The sequence below is a fragment of the Acidisphaera sp. S103 genome, assembly GCF_009765975.1.
Taxonomy (GTDB): Bacteria; Pseudomonadota; Alphaproteobacteria; order Acetobacterales; family Acetobacteraceae; genus Rhodopila.
Map to the genome: position 1 here is coordinate 38,609 of NZ_LMUJ01000103.1, position 15,516 is coordinate 54,124.

At 64.9% G+C, this 15,516-nt stretch carries 13 protein-coding genes; 1 reads left to right on the forward strand and 12 read right to left on the reverse strand.

Going from position 1 to position 15,516, the window contains the following annotated elements; genetic code table 11:
- Positions 1–436: 436 nt before the first annotated feature.
- Positions 437–1,252, forward strand: coding sequence for a hypothetical protein (locus GSQ89_RS34045; RefSeq protein WP_158932559.1), 816 nt, complete (start codon positions 437–439; stop codon positions 1,250–1,252).
- A gap of 12 nt (positions 1,253–1,264) precedes the next feature.
- Here GSQ89_RS34045 and ggt read toward each other — a convergent pair whose 3' ends face one another.
- From ggt to GSQ89_RS34105, 12 genes are all read right to left on the reverse strand, one after another.
- Positions 1,265–2,917 carry a gamma-glutamyltransferase gene (gene ggt / locus GSQ89_RS34050; protein WP_158932560.1) on the reverse strand — a complete coding sequence of 551 codons (1,653 nt, stop codon included), beginning with the start codon at positions 2,915–2,917 and terminating at the stop codon, positions 1,265–1,267.
- A gap of 2 nt (positions 2,918–2,919) precedes the next feature.
- Positions 2,920–3,693 carry an aspartate/glutamate racemase family protein gene (locus GSQ89_RS34055; RefSeq protein WP_158932561.1) on the reverse strand — a complete coding sequence of 258 codons (774 nt, stop codon included), beginning with the start codon at positions 3,691–3,693 and terminating at the stop codon, positions 2,920–2,922.
- Positions 3,694–3,706: 13 nt separating this feature from the next.
- Entirely contained in the window at positions 3,707–4,423 is a 717-nt protein-coding gene (locus GSQ89_RS34060) for an SDR family NAD(P)-dependent oxidoreductase (RefSeq protein ID WP_158932562.1), read from the reverse strand.
- Positions 4,420–5,202 carry a cyclase family protein gene (locus GSQ89_RS34065; protein WP_158932563.1) on the reverse strand — a complete coding sequence of 261 codons (783 nt, stop codon included), beginning with the start codon at positions 5,200–5,202 and terminating at the stop codon, positions 4,420–4,422. Before GSQ89_RS34065 ends, GSQ89_RS34060 begins: the two co-directional genes overlap by 4 nt.
- On the reverse strand, positions 5,199–6,440 hold the full coding sequence (locus tag GSQ89_RS34070; RefSeq protein ID WP_158932564.1) for an SDR family NAD(P)-dependent oxidoreductase: 1,242 nt from the start codon (positions 6,438–6,440) through the stop codon (positions 5,199–5,201). Before GSQ89_RS34070 ends, GSQ89_RS34065 begins: the two co-directional genes overlap by 4 nt.
- A complete protein-coding gene (locus tag GSQ89_RS34075; RefSeq protein ID WP_158932565.1) occupies positions 6,437–7,600 on the reverse strand; it encodes a thiolase family protein in 1,164 nt (387 codons plus the stop codon). Before GSQ89_RS34075 ends, GSQ89_RS34070 begins: the two co-directional genes overlap by 4 nt.
- Positions 7,597–9,162, reverse strand: coding sequence for an AMP-binding protein (locus GSQ89_RS34080; RefSeq protein WP_158932566.1), 1,566 nt, complete (start codon positions 9,160–9,162; stop codon positions 7,597–7,599). Before GSQ89_RS34080 ends, GSQ89_RS34075 begins: the two co-directional genes overlap by 4 nt.
- A 160-nt stretch (positions 9,163–9,322) precedes the next feature.
- Entirely contained in the window at positions 9,323–9,799 is a 477-nt protein-coding gene (locus tag GSQ89_RS34085; protein ID WP_158932567.1) for an aromatic-ring-hydroxylating dioxygenase subunit beta, read from the reverse strand.
- Complete coding sequence (locus tag GSQ89_RS34090) at positions 9,796–11,106, reverse strand: aromatic ring-hydroxylating dioxygenase subunit alpha (protein ID WP_158932568.1); 1,311 nt, start codon at positions 11,104–11,106, stop codon at positions 9,796–9,798. The genes GSQ89_RS34085 and GSQ89_RS34090 overlap by 4 nt, the downstream gene beginning before the upstream one ends.
- Positions 11,103–12,683, reverse strand: a complete 1,581-nt coding sequence (locus GSQ89_RS34095) for an indolepyruvate oxidoreductase subunit beta family protein (protein ID WP_158932569.1) — start codon at positions 12,681–12,683, stop codon at positions 11,103–11,105. The genes GSQ89_RS34090 and GSQ89_RS34095 overlap by 4 nt, the downstream gene beginning before the upstream one ends.
- Position 12,684: 1 nt before the next feature.
- A complete protein-coding gene (locus tag GSQ89_RS34100) occupies positions 12,685–14,829 on the reverse strand; it encodes an indolepyruvate ferredoxin oxidoreductase subunit alpha (protein WP_158932570.1) in 2,145 nt (714 codons plus the stop codon).
- 45 nt (positions 14,830–14,874) lie between these two features.
- A partial coding sequence (locus GSQ89_RS34105; protein ID WP_371734328.1) for an MFS transporter occupies positions 14,875–15,516 on the reverse strand: 642 nt, incomplete at its 5' end.

Genomic DNA, 15,516 nt, shown 5'->3' on the forward strand with positions numbered 1-15,516 from the left:
GTTAGTATCCGCAGCGTAAGACCTTCGTGCCCCTTCAGGCGTCGGCACAGACGCCGAGGTAGGTTTGTTAAGGCGGATCAGCGGGATACAGATGGATGAAAGGGATGTGCGGTTGTGGGCGCCGGTGACCGACCGGCCAAGTTTCATTCATGGCGAGTCGGGCTGCCGGTGGAAACTCATACCGACGGCCGTTGACGCTGACACATCAGCCTCGTCATGGACCGGCGAAGTCCGGGCCATCTGATCCAGAACTTTGCCTCGCCATAACGAAGCAAGAGTCGGCCTCAATGGCCGTTGGCATAACCACCGTTCTTGACAACGCTTACCCGATCCCGGCATCTGATCCGGCGAGCACCCATGCTCCGACCCACATCCGGCCACCGAGTCCTGTCGAAGGGCGGCCTGGATCCGTTCGGCAGGCGGATGGTCGTACACAATGACTGCCTTAGTATGGTTGCCAATTCTTGCTAAAGCCGTAACGACGGCCTTGCTCGTTGTCGTCGCGTCGGCGCTGGCGGAGGCGTTGGGCCCGCTGTGGGGTGCGCTTGTCGCCAGCCTGCCTGTCTCGGCCGGCCCAGCCTACGTCTTCCTCGCGATGCAGCACGGTGGTGATTTCGTCGCCGCCAGCGCCCTGAGCAGCGCCGCCGCCAACGCGGCAACAGGATTGTTCCTGATCGTCTATGCCATGCAGGCCAGGGCCGCGCCTTTATGGCGGAGCCTCGGCGTCGCGGTGATCGCGTGGCTGACAGCCAGCCTGGCAATCCGGCAGGTCGCGTGGACACCGGCGACGGCAATACTGGTCAACCTGGCCGTCTATGGTAGCGGCTTCATCGTGCTGCGAGAGACCGGAAAAGCGGCAAGTGATCCCGGCAACAGCGCGAAGCGGCATTGGTTCGACCTGCCGCTTCGCGCTGTTGCCGTGGCCTTGTTCGTTTCGACCGTGGTCGGCGTCAGCTCGATCCTTGGTCCCGAGGCAACCGGTATCGCCGCGGTGTTCCCGATCAGCCTGATCAGCTTGATCGTCATCCTGCACCCCAGCATCGGCGGCGCCGCATCCGTTCGGCTTGCATCAACCGCCCTTCGCGCGATGCTGGGGTTTGGCCTGATGCTGCTGGTCCTGCATCTGGCTATTCAACCGTTGGGCACGACAGCAGCTTTTCTTGCTGCACTGCTGGTGTCACTTGTCTGGTCCGGCGGACTGTTGATCCTGAGCCGCCGGCCCCGCCCGGTTCGGCGGGCGGTGCCGACGTAACGTTCGCGAGGTTCAGTGCCGTATCGCCTCCGGCCGGAACCGCACGCCGGAGCGCGCCAGGCCGCCACCAACCGCGATGGGCGTCCCATCGGCGCGCCAGCAGGCGGCGCCTTCCATGGTGCCGTCTTCGTGGAAATGGATCGCGCTCATGCCGCCGGCGACGGTCGGCATGCGGACCGTGTCATGACCTTTGTCACGCAGGGCTTCGAACACCGGTTGGCTGATGCCGCCTTCAAGCTCCAGCGCATGGCCTTGGGTCCAGACCCGAGGGGCCTCGACGGCTTCCTGGACGGTCATGCCGTGGTCGATCAGATTGGACAGCGCCTGCATTACCGATGGGAAGATGCGCAGGCCGCCCGGCAGCCCCATGGCGTAGATGGGTTTGCCGTTTTTCGTTACGATAACCGGAGCCATCGACGACGTTACCCGCTTGCCCGGTTGAACCGAGCTGGCTTGGTTTGGATGCGGATCGAAGACGTGCATGTAGTTGTTGGGGATCATGCCGGTGCCTGGAACGATATAGCGGGCGCCGAACAGGCTGTTGATGGTCTGCGTACTGGCAACGATGTTGCCGGCGCCATCGGCGACCGTGACATGGGTGGTGTAGGCCGAGGTTTCGGGGGCGACCTCGGCGGACCAGGCCTGGGCGCGGTTTGGATCGATACGCGAACGGCGGTCGGCGGCGTACGATTTGGACAGGATTTTCTCGACCGGCACACGGACGAAGGCTGGGTCCGCGGTGGCGGCCGCTCGGTCCGCGAAAGCGATCTTCAGGGCCTCGGCCAGCAGGTGGACCGTTTCGGTGGTGCCGAAACCCATTTTGTGGATGTCGTAACCCTCCAGGATGTTGAGTATCTGGACGATGTGCAGCGGGCCGGACGATGGCGGCGGCGGGCCGATGATCTCGAAGCCGCGATAGGCGCCGCGGATGGGCTCCCGGGTGATCGTTTTGTAAGTGGTCAGGTCTTCCTGGGTGATGTAGCCGCCGGCGTGGGCCATGTGGTCGGCGTAATGACGACCGAGCGGACCGGTGTAGAGGTGGTTGGGGCCGTGTTGGGCGATGTCGGTCAGGGTTTGAGCGTAGTCACGGGTGACCAGGCGGCCACCGACTTCGAGCGGCTTGCCGTTTGGCAGGTAAAGCCTGGCGATTTCCGGGTCGAGCGTCATGTCGGCGGCGGCATCGCCAATACAGTCGTGTAGATAGGGGGTGACGCGGAAACCCCTGCTGGCATGGCGGATCGCGGGTTCCATGACGTCGGATCGGGAGAAGGTGCCGAAACGATCCAGTGCTTCACACCAGCCTTTCAGATTGCCGGGGACGGCGACGGCGGTGGGACCGACCTGGTTCTTGCGGCCGATCGTGTCCATCGTTCCGGGTGCAGCGTTGGGGTCGGGGGTGTAGATCGTCTGGTGCGTGGCAGAAGGTGCAAGGCTCTGGTTGTCGATGATGGTGTGGGTGCCGTCGGCCAGGCGGATATGCGCCATGCCGCCGCCCAGGATGCCCACCATCATCGGTTCCACCACGGTCAGGGTGAAGAAACAGGCGATCGCGGCGTCGATGGCGTTGCCGCCGGCGGCGAGGATTTCGGCGCCCGCGGCAGAGGCCAACGGATGATTGGTGATGACCATGCCGCGTTTGCCGCGCGCTGGAAATTTCTCTGTCATGATCACAGCCCCTTCGGATGGGTCAGGAATTCCTCGATCACGTGCGGCGGGGCCTTGACGTAGTCGGAGGTGCGGCTGACCCCGAGGCCGGCCAGGCGGCGGAGTTTGACGGCGGTTTCAGCGGCTTTGACCACGATGGGGATGCCGTTGATCACGGGGGCGCCGTCAACGGCGTGGCCGCGGATGCGGGAAAACAGCAGCATCGGGATGCCGCCACCGGGGATCAGCACATCGCAGCCATGGGCGACGAGCGGCTGCGCCTGTTCGGCGAATTTTCGTTCCACGTCCTTGGCAAGGTCGTCGCTCTGAAAGCCTTGCAGGATTTCACCGGGCTCGAAGGTCATGGCATGGACGCCGGTGACGCGGTGTTCCAGGCCGTATTTGCGAATCTGATGATGGAACCAGGAGATATAGCGCGGATTGATGGTGACGATACCGCTGCGCTGGCCGAGTTGGCAGGCGTGCAGCATGGATGCCTCGCCAAGCCCGACAACGGGGATATCAACGACCGAGCGGCACTCGTAGAGGCCCGCGTCCTGGAAATGGCCGATGATGAAGGCATCATAGCCCTTGCGTTCGGCAAGAATGGCGTTGCAGATCGTCTCGCGGGCGCAGCGGAATTCGACGATGGGGTGGGCGTAGGAATCGTGCGGGGTGATGCCGTGGACTTCGATTTCGGTGCCGGGATCGACGATCTGGGCCAGATGGGCGCGCAGATTGTCCCAGTATTCGGCGCCGTTTTCGTAATCGACGTAGCTTTGGTACCAGATACGCATGTCGTTTCCCTTGTTAGATCGTGATCGATCCGATGCTGGAGCCGCCACAGACGAACAAGGTCTGGCCGGTGATGAAGCTGTTTTCCGGTGCGGCGAAGAACATGACGGCTTGCGCGACATCGTCGGGGACGCCGAGGCGCTTGACCGGGATGGCGGCGGCAAGCGCTTCCTCGCGCGGACTGTCGGCGGGGACGACGTCGTGGAACATTTCGGTTTCGCGGATCGGACCGGGCGCGACGACATTAACGGTGATACCATCGGGCGCGAGTTCCAGTGCCCAGGTGCGGGCCATGCCGATCATACCGGCCTTGGTCGCCGAATATGCGGTGCGGGTTGCCAGGCCCAGCGCGGCGCGGGAGGAAATCAAGATGATGCGACCGAAGCCGGCGGTGCGCATGGATGGCAGTGCCGCCTGGGTCAGGGTCAACGCGGCATTCAGGTGCAATTGGGTCAGCGCGGCCAGGTCTTCGCTGGTGACGTCCGAGAGCAGTTTCGCACGTATGACACCGGCATTGTGGACGATATGGGTTATTTCGTGCCGGGCAACGATATCCTGGGCAGCTTCGGCCGCGGCTACGGGGTCGAGCAGATCGACTTCCACATGTTCGCAGCGCGCATCGGCGGGCTCCCGGCGAGACAACGAAACGACATGATAGCCGGCGTCTAGCATATGGGTGCAGATGGCGGCGCCGATGCCGGTGCTGCCGCCGGTGACGATGGCGACGGTCATGGCTTGGTTTCCACGAGGGCCAGGACTCGCAGCGGGCTGCCCGACCCCTGGCGGATTTTCAGCGGTGCTGTCAGCAACAACGCACCGGTGGCCGGCAATTGATCCAGGTTGGCAAGGCATTGCAGCCCGTAGCGGCCCCTGCCGTGCATGTAGTGATGGGCCGGATAGGGCGGGGTGAAATGCGCGGCCTGGCCGGCGTCGGTCCCGATGGTTTCGGTGCCGAAGCCGTGGACGTCACGTTCCTCGACCAGCCATCTCACCACGGCAGGCGCAGGACCGGGCGAATGCGGACCGTCATCCAACAGGTTGACGTATTGTTTCGGGGGCAGTTTGTGCCAGTCGGTGCGCAGCAGGACCCAGGATTTTGGGGGAATGCGGCCGTGTTTGGCCTCCCAGGCTTCGACAAAGGGAATGGTCAGGACGAAATCGGGGTCGGCGGCGGATTCCGCCGAACAATCGATGACGCAGGCTGGGGCCAGGAAGTGGTCGGGTGGGATGGTGTCGACAGCATTGTTGGGCAGTTCCTTGCCGGTCACCCAGTGGATGGGGGCGTCGAAATGGGTGCCTGTGTGCTCACCCATGGTGAAGTTGTTCCAGTACCAGGCGGGGCCGCGTTCGTCGTAGCGTGAAATTTCCTCCAGGCGGAACGGAGCGCATTGGCCGAGTTCCGGCGGCATGACAATGGTGGGGAATTGCGGGGTCAGGGTATGGGTCAGGTCGATGACCCGAACGGCGCCCGTGGCCAAAGCGGTGGCGAAGGCGGTCAAGACGGAGGTCATGCGCCGAGTTCCCGTTCCAGGGCTTTGGGTTGGGCGTCGAGGCGGGCTTTGATGTCCTGCGCGATGTCTCCGACGTAGGAGTCCTCGATGCCTTTGCGCAGCGCGTCCACCGTAGCGGTGGCCAGGGCCGTGGGGGACAGTTTGGGCGGTGGGACCGATTGAAACCATTCGGTATCGAGCGGGCCGGCGAACATATTCAGCACCTTGATGCCGCCGCCGCGCAGTTCGGCGCGCAGAGCCTGGGCGGCGGACAGACAGGCGGCCTCCGTGGCGGAAAAGGCGCCGTATTGCGGCCAGTTGATCAAGGCGTGGACGGATAGCAGATTGACGAAGGCGGCGGCGGCGTTGGTGCCGTCGGCGCCGCGGGCGCGCATGGTGGGACCGAAATGTTGCGCGAGGCGCAGCAGGGCGAAATAGCGCGTGTCCATCTCCTGCTGGGCGATGGTCAGGCCGTTCCGGTGCATGATGCCGCCGCTGCGCGGGTGTTCGGCGGTGTTGACCAGGATGTCCACCCGATGAGCCAATTCGCCGGCGACGTCGGCGACGGATTGGGTATCGGTCAGATCCAGTGAAACGATTTCGACGTTGGGAGTGGCGCGCAGGGTGGTTTCATTTGGAAATGGTTTCCACGGGTCGGCGACGCCGACGAAGATGATGGATGCACCGGCGGCCGCCATCGCGCGAGCCATCGCCTGGCCGGTGGCGTTGCGGCCATCGGTGATCAGGACCCGGCGGAATTTCGGATCGCAGGTGAGTTCGCGCAGTTGCACGTCGTCCTCCTGATGTTCGGTCGGCCTGTCCGGCATGGCGATGGCGACGGCGTTGCCGCTTTTGTCCAGGCGCAGGGTCATTTTGACGCGGGCGCCTTCCGTGACGTCACCGTGCAGATGTGTAACGAAGAACGGCCCGCAATCCAGCGCGACCGTGCCGATGCGCCACGGCGTCCGTTCGCGGAAGTAGACATCGGTGCTGGTGCGGATGGTCGTTTCGGCGAGCACCGTGCCGTTTGGCGGAACGTCCTTGAAGGGCAGGCGCGCGGACAGGCAGCGCGGGCAGGCGTCGCGCGGGGGGTAGAGGGTGAAGCCGCAATCGGCGCAGACCTGCAACGCGAAGCGGCCCTCGGCGGCGGCGGCGGTCAGGCCGTGGGCGGTGCGGCTGCGAACGCCCTGGGGCAGCAGCGGCTCCCGGGTCTTGCGCAGCGGGTCCTTGCGGCGGGGACGGATCAGTTCGTCGGTCATGCGCGTGCCAACAGCACGGCGGAACTGGCCAGGCCACGATCGTAATTGATCATTCCGAAGCCGGATACCAGGCCAATGTTGGCGTTGGGGACAGCAGTATTGCCGGCTTGATCGGTGAGTTGGCGAATGGCCTCAACCAGGCCGAGATGACCGCCGGCGGCACCGGCCTGGCCGACGGAAAGCTGACCGCCCGAGGTGTTGTGGGGGAAATCGCCGTCCGTCGTCAGCGTGTGGGATCGGACGAAGGCGGGGGCTTCGCCTTTGGCGCAGAAGCCAAGGTCCTCAATTTGCATCATCACGATGACAGGATAGTCGTCGTAGGTTTGCAGGAAGTCCACTGCGTCAGGTTGGATGCCGGCCATGGCCCACAGGTCGTCCCGGTCCATCGCCCAACCGCCGCGGAACTGGATCGGGTCGTCCTGGTAGGCGTTGTGGCGCTCGATGGCGGACAAGATGCGGACATAGGGCAGGTCCAGGGATTTGGCATCGTCCTCGCGGCAGATAAGAAAGGCTTCGGCGCCGGCGCAGGGCATTACGCAGTCGAACAGATGAATCGGATCGGCGATCGGGCGGGCGTTCAGGTAGTCGTCCATCGTCAGGGGCTTTTGCATCAGCGCGCCGCCGTAGCGTTGCGCGTTTGTGCGTTGGGCGACGCAGATGCGGCCGAAATCTTCCCGCGTGGCACCGGTGCGGTTCATGTAGTTGCGGGTGATCAGGGCGAAGCTGGCGTTCGGGCCGCCGGAGCCATACGGGTAGACCGCATCCTGGGCGAAGCGGGAGAATGACGACAAGGTCTTGCGGAAACTATCCACGTGGTTCGTATCGGCACCGATACACGCTACAAAATCCGCATCCCCCGCCTGCACGGCCCTGGCCGCTCGGCGTAACGAAACACACCCGCCGGCGCCGCCCATGGGAACGTGATCCAGCCAGCGCGGGGACAGGCCAAGATGTTGCGTGAGGCCAATGGTGGTGTCGGGGGCGAGGGTGAAGCTGGAGACCGACAGGCCGTCGATGTCCGTCGGCCGCAGCCCGGTTCGTTGCGTGAGTGCGTGCAGCGCCCGGCCGATCCACCAGTGGGCGCTGTCCACCGAATAGCGGCGGTAGGGGATGCTGATGGGGGCGCAGAGGACGACCCCGTCATAGCCTCGGCGCTTCATGTCGGGCGGCGCTTCAGGGCGCGGGTGTCGTGGGCGGTGGGGGTGAGTGTGGTCACCAAATTCCTGAGTTCGCCGCGCTGGATCTTCTGGGTGGAGGTCAGGGGCAGTTCCGGGACGAAGGCGATGTAGCCGGGGGCTTTGTAGTAGGCCAGCCGGTCCACGCACCAGGCGGTGATCTCCGTCGCCAGGCTTTCGGACGGTTCGCCGTTCGTTACGATGCACGCAAAAACTTCCTCGCCGCGGACGGGGTCCTGGGTAGGGGCGACGGCAACCGCGGTGACCGAGGGGTGTTGGCGGAGCGCGCTTTCGACCTCGACGGCGGCGATGTTTTCTCCCGAACGGCGGATGACGTTCTTGCGCCGGTCCACGAAATGCATTGATCCGTCGGGGCCTCGGCGCACGACATCGCCGGTGTGGAACCAACCATCGGCCCAGGCTTCGGCCGTGGCGTCCGGGTCCTTCAGATACTCGCGGAAGAAGCCATGGCGGGGATCGGGACCGGCGTGGCGGACCAGCAGCTCGCCCTGTTCGGTGCCGTCGTCACTGATGATACGGGTCTCCACGTCCGGACCCGGGCGACCAAAGCAGTAGGTGCCGATATGGCGCGGTTCCTGATTGGCGGCGACGACGGCACCGGCGCCGGTTTCGGTCATTGCCCAGGCCTCGATCAGGGGGAAGCCGAAACGCTGCTCGAACGGGGCGTGCAGCTTGCCGTCCACGCCGGCGCCGAAGCCAAACCGCACCGTGTGTGCCTGGTCTTCCGCCGAGGGCGGGTCGGCCATCAGGATCGCGGGCATAACGCCCAGATAGTGAACCACGGTCGCGCCTGATTCGCGCACCGTTCGCCACCAGGATCGCGGATGGAATCGGTCCAGCGGAATCAGGCACCCGCCGGTCATCAGCATCGCCATCGCGGAGTAGGCCAGCGCGTTCATGTGGAACAGTGGCAGTGGCGTCAGCATGCGCTCCGAACCGGAACGCATGGCGCCGAGGCCGCTTAGGTTCGCGTACCAGTCGCCGGCGGTGGTGAAATAACGATTGGGCAGGACACAGCCTTTGGGACGGCCGGTGGTGCCGGAGGTATACAGCAGTGCTGCTTCGTCTACCGCCGTTCCGGGACGAGTAACCGGTGCGGGATCGGCGTCCGGCGCGGTGATGGGGACGGACCCTCCGGCTTCCGCCAAGGCCGCATGGCGGGCCGGAATGGCGACGATTGCGACGAGTTCGGAATGCGCGATGACGTAGGATAGCTCGATGATGCGCAGGTCCGGATTCAGCGGAACGATCGATACGCCCAGAGCGTTCAGGGCAAACCAGTGGAAGAAAAACGACGGGCGGTTTTCCAGCAGCAGGCCGACGCGGTGGCCTTGGTGGTAGCCGGCCCGGGCGTATCGGGTGCGGAGGTGCTGAACGGCATGCAAAGCGGCGGCGTAGGTGATGTCGCCAGGTTCGATGCCGTAGGCCGCGGCGGTTTCAGGTGTAACGGACAGCCACGGGCGGTCGCCGTGGGTGTCGGCCGCGCGGGTGAATGTTTCGAAAACGGTGGCTGCGGGGTGCGTCATGGTCGGCGTGCTGTTTTAGTGTTGGGGCCGAGCCCATCCGTCGTGGCCGGGACACGCCCGGCCATGACGGTGGGAATGTGCTGACCGGCTAAATCTTTCTCCCCACCAGCGCCATCCTGATGCCTAAGTGGCCAAGACCGGCCGTACGACGGCGAGGTGGTCATGGGAACAACTGAATGCTGCCGAAAGCAGCGTCGCAGTTCACCAGGTCGACTCGTTTCATCTGAATCCGTATTGCGCCGTCGATCGTTGTCAGTTCGTGCGTTGCCCATACAGCGTAAAGGTCCTGATGATCCAGGCGGGATTCGACGTAGTGCATCGCGGTCCAAACGACGTAGCGGTTGGCCGCGGGATCGAACACGTCGACCTGTGGCTGCTGCAGCACGTGATGGCACCGGCTCTTCGGTTTCTGGCTGTAGGTACGGTTGCCTTTCAGACGCTCCACCCGCAGCCGCAGCAGGAACAGATCCTCGTCCATCAGCGACGCTGTCAGGCGGCGGTCGGTCTGGCCATATTCCAGCGGCATCCAGTAGCGGCCGTCCGGTGCGAACAGCGCCAGCCATTCCTCGAATCGTTGCTCATCAAGCAGGCGCGCCTCCCGGTAGACGAAGGCAATCAGATCGGCCGGGGCAATCATATTTCGGCCGCCATATACCTGGCCCAGGCTCGGAATTGGTTGCGCATCTGGCGCTCGGTCGTTCCGTTATCGACGGCCAGCGCCGTTTCGCCGGGTTGATACAGGCGATGCAGGTTTACCCACGGATTTCCGTCGGCGTGCAGGCCTTCCTGGGCGCGTTCGTACATCTCCAGATCATCGTGGCCGACGACCGATGTCGGCGCATTGATCAGCCGGTTGTAGACCAGCGTCCGTTCCAGCAAAAAATCGGGAGCATCCACCAGCCGGAACGTCCAGCTTTCCACCAAAGTCCGGTCCGGCCCCAGCGGCTTGAACAACCGCAGCAACTGGATGGGACCTTTGACCATCAGGTTGGGGAAATAGATCGTGTTGTGGCGGTTTTCGTCCAGGATCGCCTTTGCCCGGGGTTCGCCGTAGGCGGCAACCATCTGCTCGAAATAGCCGGGGACAGCGGAATAGTTCGAATGGATCGAGTGATGCACGCCGGTATGGCCGTGGCCGTTGTCCCAGGTGCGAATGCCCATGTTTTCAAAAAATTCGTAGGGCGACATGAAGGGGGCGTAGATTTCCACCGCCATGGGCTTGGGATTTTGCGAGCCCGCACGTTTCCACAATTCGATGGCGGTGCCGGCTGACGACATATGCGCGACCATCGGGTGGCAGGTGTCAGTCTGATTCTCGACCAGCATTTTCCAGTTGCAGTTGTGCATGTAGCGCAGCACGCCGCCGGCGACTTCCAGCCGGCCGGCCGGCGAACGATCCACCATGTTGTCGATGCTGGACAGCGACTCGCCGAAAAACGTCGCGAAATCCGGCCCGTCCACAGACAGCCTGGCGAAGACGAAGCCCCGGTAGTTGTGGACGTGGCGCACCGGGGTCATGCCCTGCGCCGCCTGACTGTCGGCGAACGGTGTGTTCTCATAACCGCTGGGCAGCGGCAGGGCGGCGGGACTGCCGTCGGTGCGGAAACTCCAGGCGTGATAGGGGCAGCGGAAGAAGCGTCCGGTGTTGCCGCACGTTTCGGTGGTGATGCGAGTGCCTTTGTGCGGGCAGCGATTGTACAGGACGTGGACGGTGCTATCCTCGTGCCGCACCATCAGGACCGGCTGCGCGCCGATCGTGGTGCCGAAGTAGTCCCCGGTGTTCGGAACCTGCGAGTCATGGCCGACGTAGACCCAGGTGTTGGCGAACAGGCGCTCCATCTCCAGGGTGAAGATTTCCGGGTCGATATAGACGTCGCGATGGACCTCGGCGTCGCGGACCAGGGCGCTCAGGGCCTGGGGGTTGTCGCGGTAACGGCTGGTCATGCGGCCGTCCTTTCGTCCAGGAAGGTGTCCACCGTGCGCAGGGCCGCGTCGAGCGCCAAGCCCTGCTCATCTTTCAGCGCGGCGTCCCGCAGGCGGCGCACCCAGGCGGCGGCGTCGGGGCGGCCGCGCAGGCGTTCGGATGCCGCCATCACGCGGGTGAATTTATCCAGCCCGCGTGCGTGGGTGTCGCTGTATCCCTTGATCAGACGCTGGTTCGCCAGCAGTTCGGCGGCCAGGGCCGGGTCCTCGGCGGCAACGGTGCGGACCGTGGCCAGCCAGGTGTCGATCCTGGCGGATTCGCGCGCGTGGCGCAGGGTTTTGCGGCGCCGGCCGCGCAGCCCGGCGATGACGTAGAGGGTCAGGAAGCCGAAGATCGTGTCGGTCCGGATACGCCTGGGACCGCAGAAGACCCGGTCCAGCGCAGCGACCAGTCGTGGGCGGCGCTCGATCGTGGTGCCCAGGCGGGGGGGTAGCAGCCCGAGAAGTTCCTCCATGCGCGGGTGCATGAATTCGGTGACGGCCAGGATTTGGCCAGCCATTTCCTGTTGGATGCGCGGTGTGCGGGATGGCTGGGTTTTCAGCGCGGCAACGCGGATGACGTCATCATAGGCCATGGCGCGGGCGATATATTTGGCAGCGGCTTCGGTGAGGGAAGGCGTGTCGCGGTTGGGCACGCCCTGTCGTTCCTGCGTGGATGGCCGGGACGCGCCCGGCCATGACGAGGGGACCGGGGCTTCCGCAGAGGCGGGGTCGAGTTGTGAGATCAAGTCGACCGCATCCAAATACGCCTTACCGTAGGCGATATCCTGGTAACCGACGACATGCCGCAGGCCCTCGGCGAGCATTTCGTGCGCGGCGGGCGGGAACGTTGCGGCGCGGGCCAGCAGGGAGTCGTAGGGCGGGTGACCGACCGGGGCAAGCGCGTCCACCAGCGGCGCCGATACGGGTCTCACGGTCACGGGCGGTGTAGCCAGACCATCGAAGCCCAGGGCGAACCCGCGCAGGCTTCCCTGCACGCCGACGCCGGCCTCGGTGATAGTCGCCTCGAACGCGGCGCGCGGGAACGGTAGCGCCCCGGTTCCGCACAGGGCACCGAACAGCACGGACGACACCACACTGCCTGCCCGGTCCGCCAGCGCGGCCATATCGAACGCGACGAAGCGCTGGGACGCAGCCCTGGCGGCGGCGGTGACCGCGGTGGAATCGGCCATTCCGTCGCCGGGGGCTTCTTTCTCCGACACCGCGAAGGTGCGGTGGGTGGAGGCGATCAACGTCGTCCGATCCGGCGTTACCAATCCACGCTGAATGGCTCGGCCGGCTTCCATCCATTCGGCGGCGATCACGATATCGACGTCGCCCGGTGCCGCCATGGCGGAAAACACCGGGATCCGGCTAGCCTCGGCCGCGATCACCTCGACGTAGTAGATCGTCGCGCCGGTCCGTTGCGCCACGCCAGGAACCGACGTCGATTGGGCCCGCCAGCCCTCCCGCTCGGCCAGCGCGACGATCCAGTCCACCAGCACACCGCCGCCTTGGCCGCCGATCGCCAGCACCGCGATGGTGATCGGGCGGTTCATCTCACGCCGGCATCCAGTGCCGAGCGGCACGTCGCCGTTGCAAGGCGCCAATCACGGCACCACGAATGTAGCCCAGCACCCGGTCCATCCACCCCGGGTTCTCCACGATATCCGCCCGATAGAACGACGGGCACAGGATCGCGGCATTCGCGACCTCTCCGCAATGGCCGCAGCCGACGCAGGAATTGTCCACCACGGCGACCGGATCATCGCGCAGCTTTTCGCCGGTATGCTTCAGCGACAGCGACGGACACCCGGACAGCCGCATGCAGGCGTGGTCGCCGGTGCAGACATCCTGATCGACCCCGAACCGAGGACGCACCACGCGCTTGCCGGCCTTGGCCGCCGCCGCCAACTGGGGCTTTTCCCGGCGTTGGCGGTTCAGCATGCACTCGGATGACGCGACGATGATCTTAGGTCCGCGGGCGACCGAGGTCAGGGCGTCACGCAGCGTGGCACGCATGCGGGCGACATCATAGGTGCGGTCGATCTGCCGCACCCACCCTGCCCCGACGCCTTTGACCGCCCGAGCGATGGAATTGTTGGTGGACCGGCGGCGCGTCGTGGCGCGCGACGACAACAGGTCCTGCCCGCCAGTCGCAGCCGAGTAATGATTGTCCACGATGACGGTAACGTTGTCGCTTTTGTTGTAAACAGCGTTGCCGATGCTGGAATTCAGCCCGTTATGCCAAAACCCGCCGTCGCCGAGGAACGCGATCGTACGCTTCCCCGCCCCGCCGTTCAGGGCCGACGCGGATGCGGGACCCAGCCCGTACCCCATCGTCGTGGCGCCCACGTTGAACGGGGGCAGAATGGAAAACAGGTGGCAGCCGATGTCCGACGCGACATGGTGCTGGCCAAGCTCTTTCTCCACAAGTTTCATGGCGGAGAAAATGGGCCGTTCGGGACAGCCGGTGCAGAATCCGGGCGGCCTGGCCGGCACGACACTGGCAAGGGCGCGTACCGGCTCCTCATCCAGGATGGCGGCGGCATTGGCGCGCGGAGTCAGGTCCACCGCCATGCCGACGGTCGCGAAGAACCCGCGCACCCCATCCTCCAGCACCCCAACCGTGTATTCGCCAGCCATCGGCAGAACGCGCTTGCCCAGCAGACGAACGGGCAGCTCCGCCTCCCGCAGGGTTTTCGACAGGGATTGCTCGATGAAGTCCGGCTGGCCTTCCTCTACCACCAGCACGGCACGCTTGCCGGTGCAGAAACGAACAATCTCCGGGTCCACCAACGGGTAGGTGACGTTCAGAACGTATAGCGGCACCCGGGTGTTGCCCCAGATGTCGGCCAGGCCCATGCGCATCAGGGCGCGCATGACGCCATTGTACATGCCGCCCTGCAGGATGATGCCGACGTCGGTCAGTTCGCCGTCGAAGAATTCGTTGAGGCCGTGCTGTTGTATGTAGTCCACGGCGGCGGGCCAGCGGCGGGCGATCTTGTCCCTCTCATGCGCATAGCTGGCGGGGGGCAAGACGATGCGGCCGGTATCCCGCACCGGCGTGTCGCGCGCCTGGGTCAGGGTGAACGGCGGTGGCCGATTGTCCTTGGTGACGAAACTGCCGTGGACGTGGCACGCACGAATGCGCACTTCCAGCATCACCGGGGTGCTCGACGCTTCCGACAGAGCGAAGCCGTGCTCCACCATGCGGACGATAGACGGCAGGTTGGGACGAGGGTCCAGCAGCCAGATCTGCGATTTCATCGCGAAGGCGTGGCTGCGCTCCTGCATGATGGAGGAACCTTCGCCGTAATCCTCCCCCAGGATGATCATCGCGCCACCGACCACGCCGCTGGACGACAGGTTCGACAGCGCGTCGGATGCGACATTGGTGCCGGCGGTGCTCTTGAACGTCACCGCCCCACGGATGGGATACATCATCGATGTCGCCAACGTGGCGGCGGCCGTTGCTTCGTTGGCGCTGGATTCGAAATGGACACCCAGTTCGGACAGGATATCGGACGCGTCGGCCAGCACGTCCATCAGGTGGGAAATTGGCGCGCCCTGATAGCCAGCCACATACCCTACACCGTTTTCCAGCAGAGCTTTGGTGATGGCGAGAATCCCCTCGCCGCGAAATTCGGCGCCGGCGCCAAGACGGAGTTGCTGCACTTCGCGGGCAAAGGAACGTTCGGCCATGGTGATCCTTTAAGTACAAAGCATATCATGCACCAGCCAGAAGCTTCAATCCAGCCTGCCGCTCCGACCATCATCCCCACCTGCACGCCCGGCGTCGAGCTGCCCGAAACTCCAGTAATACAGCGCGATATAGGCGCCCTGGAATGCCGCGCCGACCAGGAACGGCAGCGCCAGGTCGCCGGCGGCGAACAGGAACCCGGTGAGCAGCGGGCTGATCGATCGCGGCACCTGCATCGACACGTTCGCCATGCTGGCCGCGAAGCCGCGCCGGCCGGCTCGGACGATGCTGATGCTCAGGGCGCCGCGGGCGCCGGTGGTGCCGCGGTTGAACATCGCGCGCAGAACATACAGTGCGGCAGCCACAGGGAAGGTCGGGGCGAACGGCAGGGCGATCAGCAGCGCCAGCCCGACCAGCCGCATCGCGACGACGGCGCGCACGATGCCGAGGCCTTTCGACAGCCATCCAGCCCCGAGGGACGCGAGCCCGGCCAGCAGGAAACCGCCCGCCATCAGCGGTCCGATCGCGCCAGGGCCTTGCCCGAAGCGAACGGCAAACCAGTAAGCCATCAGTGGCCCGGTCATGCCGATCCCCGCGCCGTTCATCAGGTTGGCGATCATCAGGCGCAGGACCAGGCGGTTTTCCCGTCTTCGGACACTAGGCGGGTCGGGTTCGGCCGCCGCCGCGCG

Coding starts and splice junctions, on each gene's coding strand:
- GSQ89_RS34070 (WP_158932564.1), bottom strand. CDS start 6,440: ATGACCGACGAACTGATCCGTCCCCGCCGCAAGGACCCGCTGCGCAAG.
- GSQ89_RS34065 (WP_158932563.1), bottom strand. CDS start 5,202: ATGACCTCCGTCTTGACCGCCTTCGCCACCGCTTTGGCCACGGGCGCC.
- GSQ89_RS34095 (WP_158932569.1), bottom strand. CDS start 12,683: ATGAACCGCCCGATCACCATCGCGGTGCTGGCGATCGGCGGCCAAGGC.
- GSQ89_RS34060 (WP_158932562.1), bottom strand. CDS start 4,423: ATGACCGTCGCCATCGTCACCGGCGGCAGCACCGGCATCGGCGCCGCC.
- ggt (WP_158932560.1), bottom strand. CDS start 2,917: ATGACAGAGAAATTTCCAGCGCGCGGCAAACGCGGCATGGTCATCACC.
- GSQ89_RS34100 (WP_158932570.1), bottom strand. CDS start 14,829: ATGGCCGAACGTTCCTTTGCCCGCGAAGTGCAGCAACTCCGTCTTGGC.
- GSQ89_RS34080 (WP_158932566.1), bottom strand. CDS start 9,162: ATGACGCACCCCGCAGCCACCGTTTTCGAAACATTCACCCGCGCGGCC.
- GSQ89_RS34085 (WP_158932567.1), bottom strand. CDS start 9,799: ATGATTGCCCCGGCCGATCTGATTGCCTTCGTCTACCGGGAGGCGCGC.
- GSQ89_RS34090 (WP_158932568.1), bottom strand. CDS start 11,106: ATGACCAGCCGTTACCGCGACAACCCCCAGGCCCTGAGCGCCCTGGTC.
- GSQ89_RS34055 (WP_158932561.1), bottom strand. CDS start 3,693: ATGCGTATCTGGTACCAAAGCTACGTCGATTACGAAAACGGCGCCGAA.
- GSQ89_RS34045 (WP_158932559.1), top strand. CDS start 437: ATGACTGCCTTAGTATGGTTGCCAATTCTTGCTAAAGCCGTAACGACG.
- GSQ89_RS34075 (WP_158932565.1), bottom strand. CDS start 7,600: ATGAAGCGCCGAGGCTATGACGGGGTCGTCCTCTGCGCCCCCATCAGC.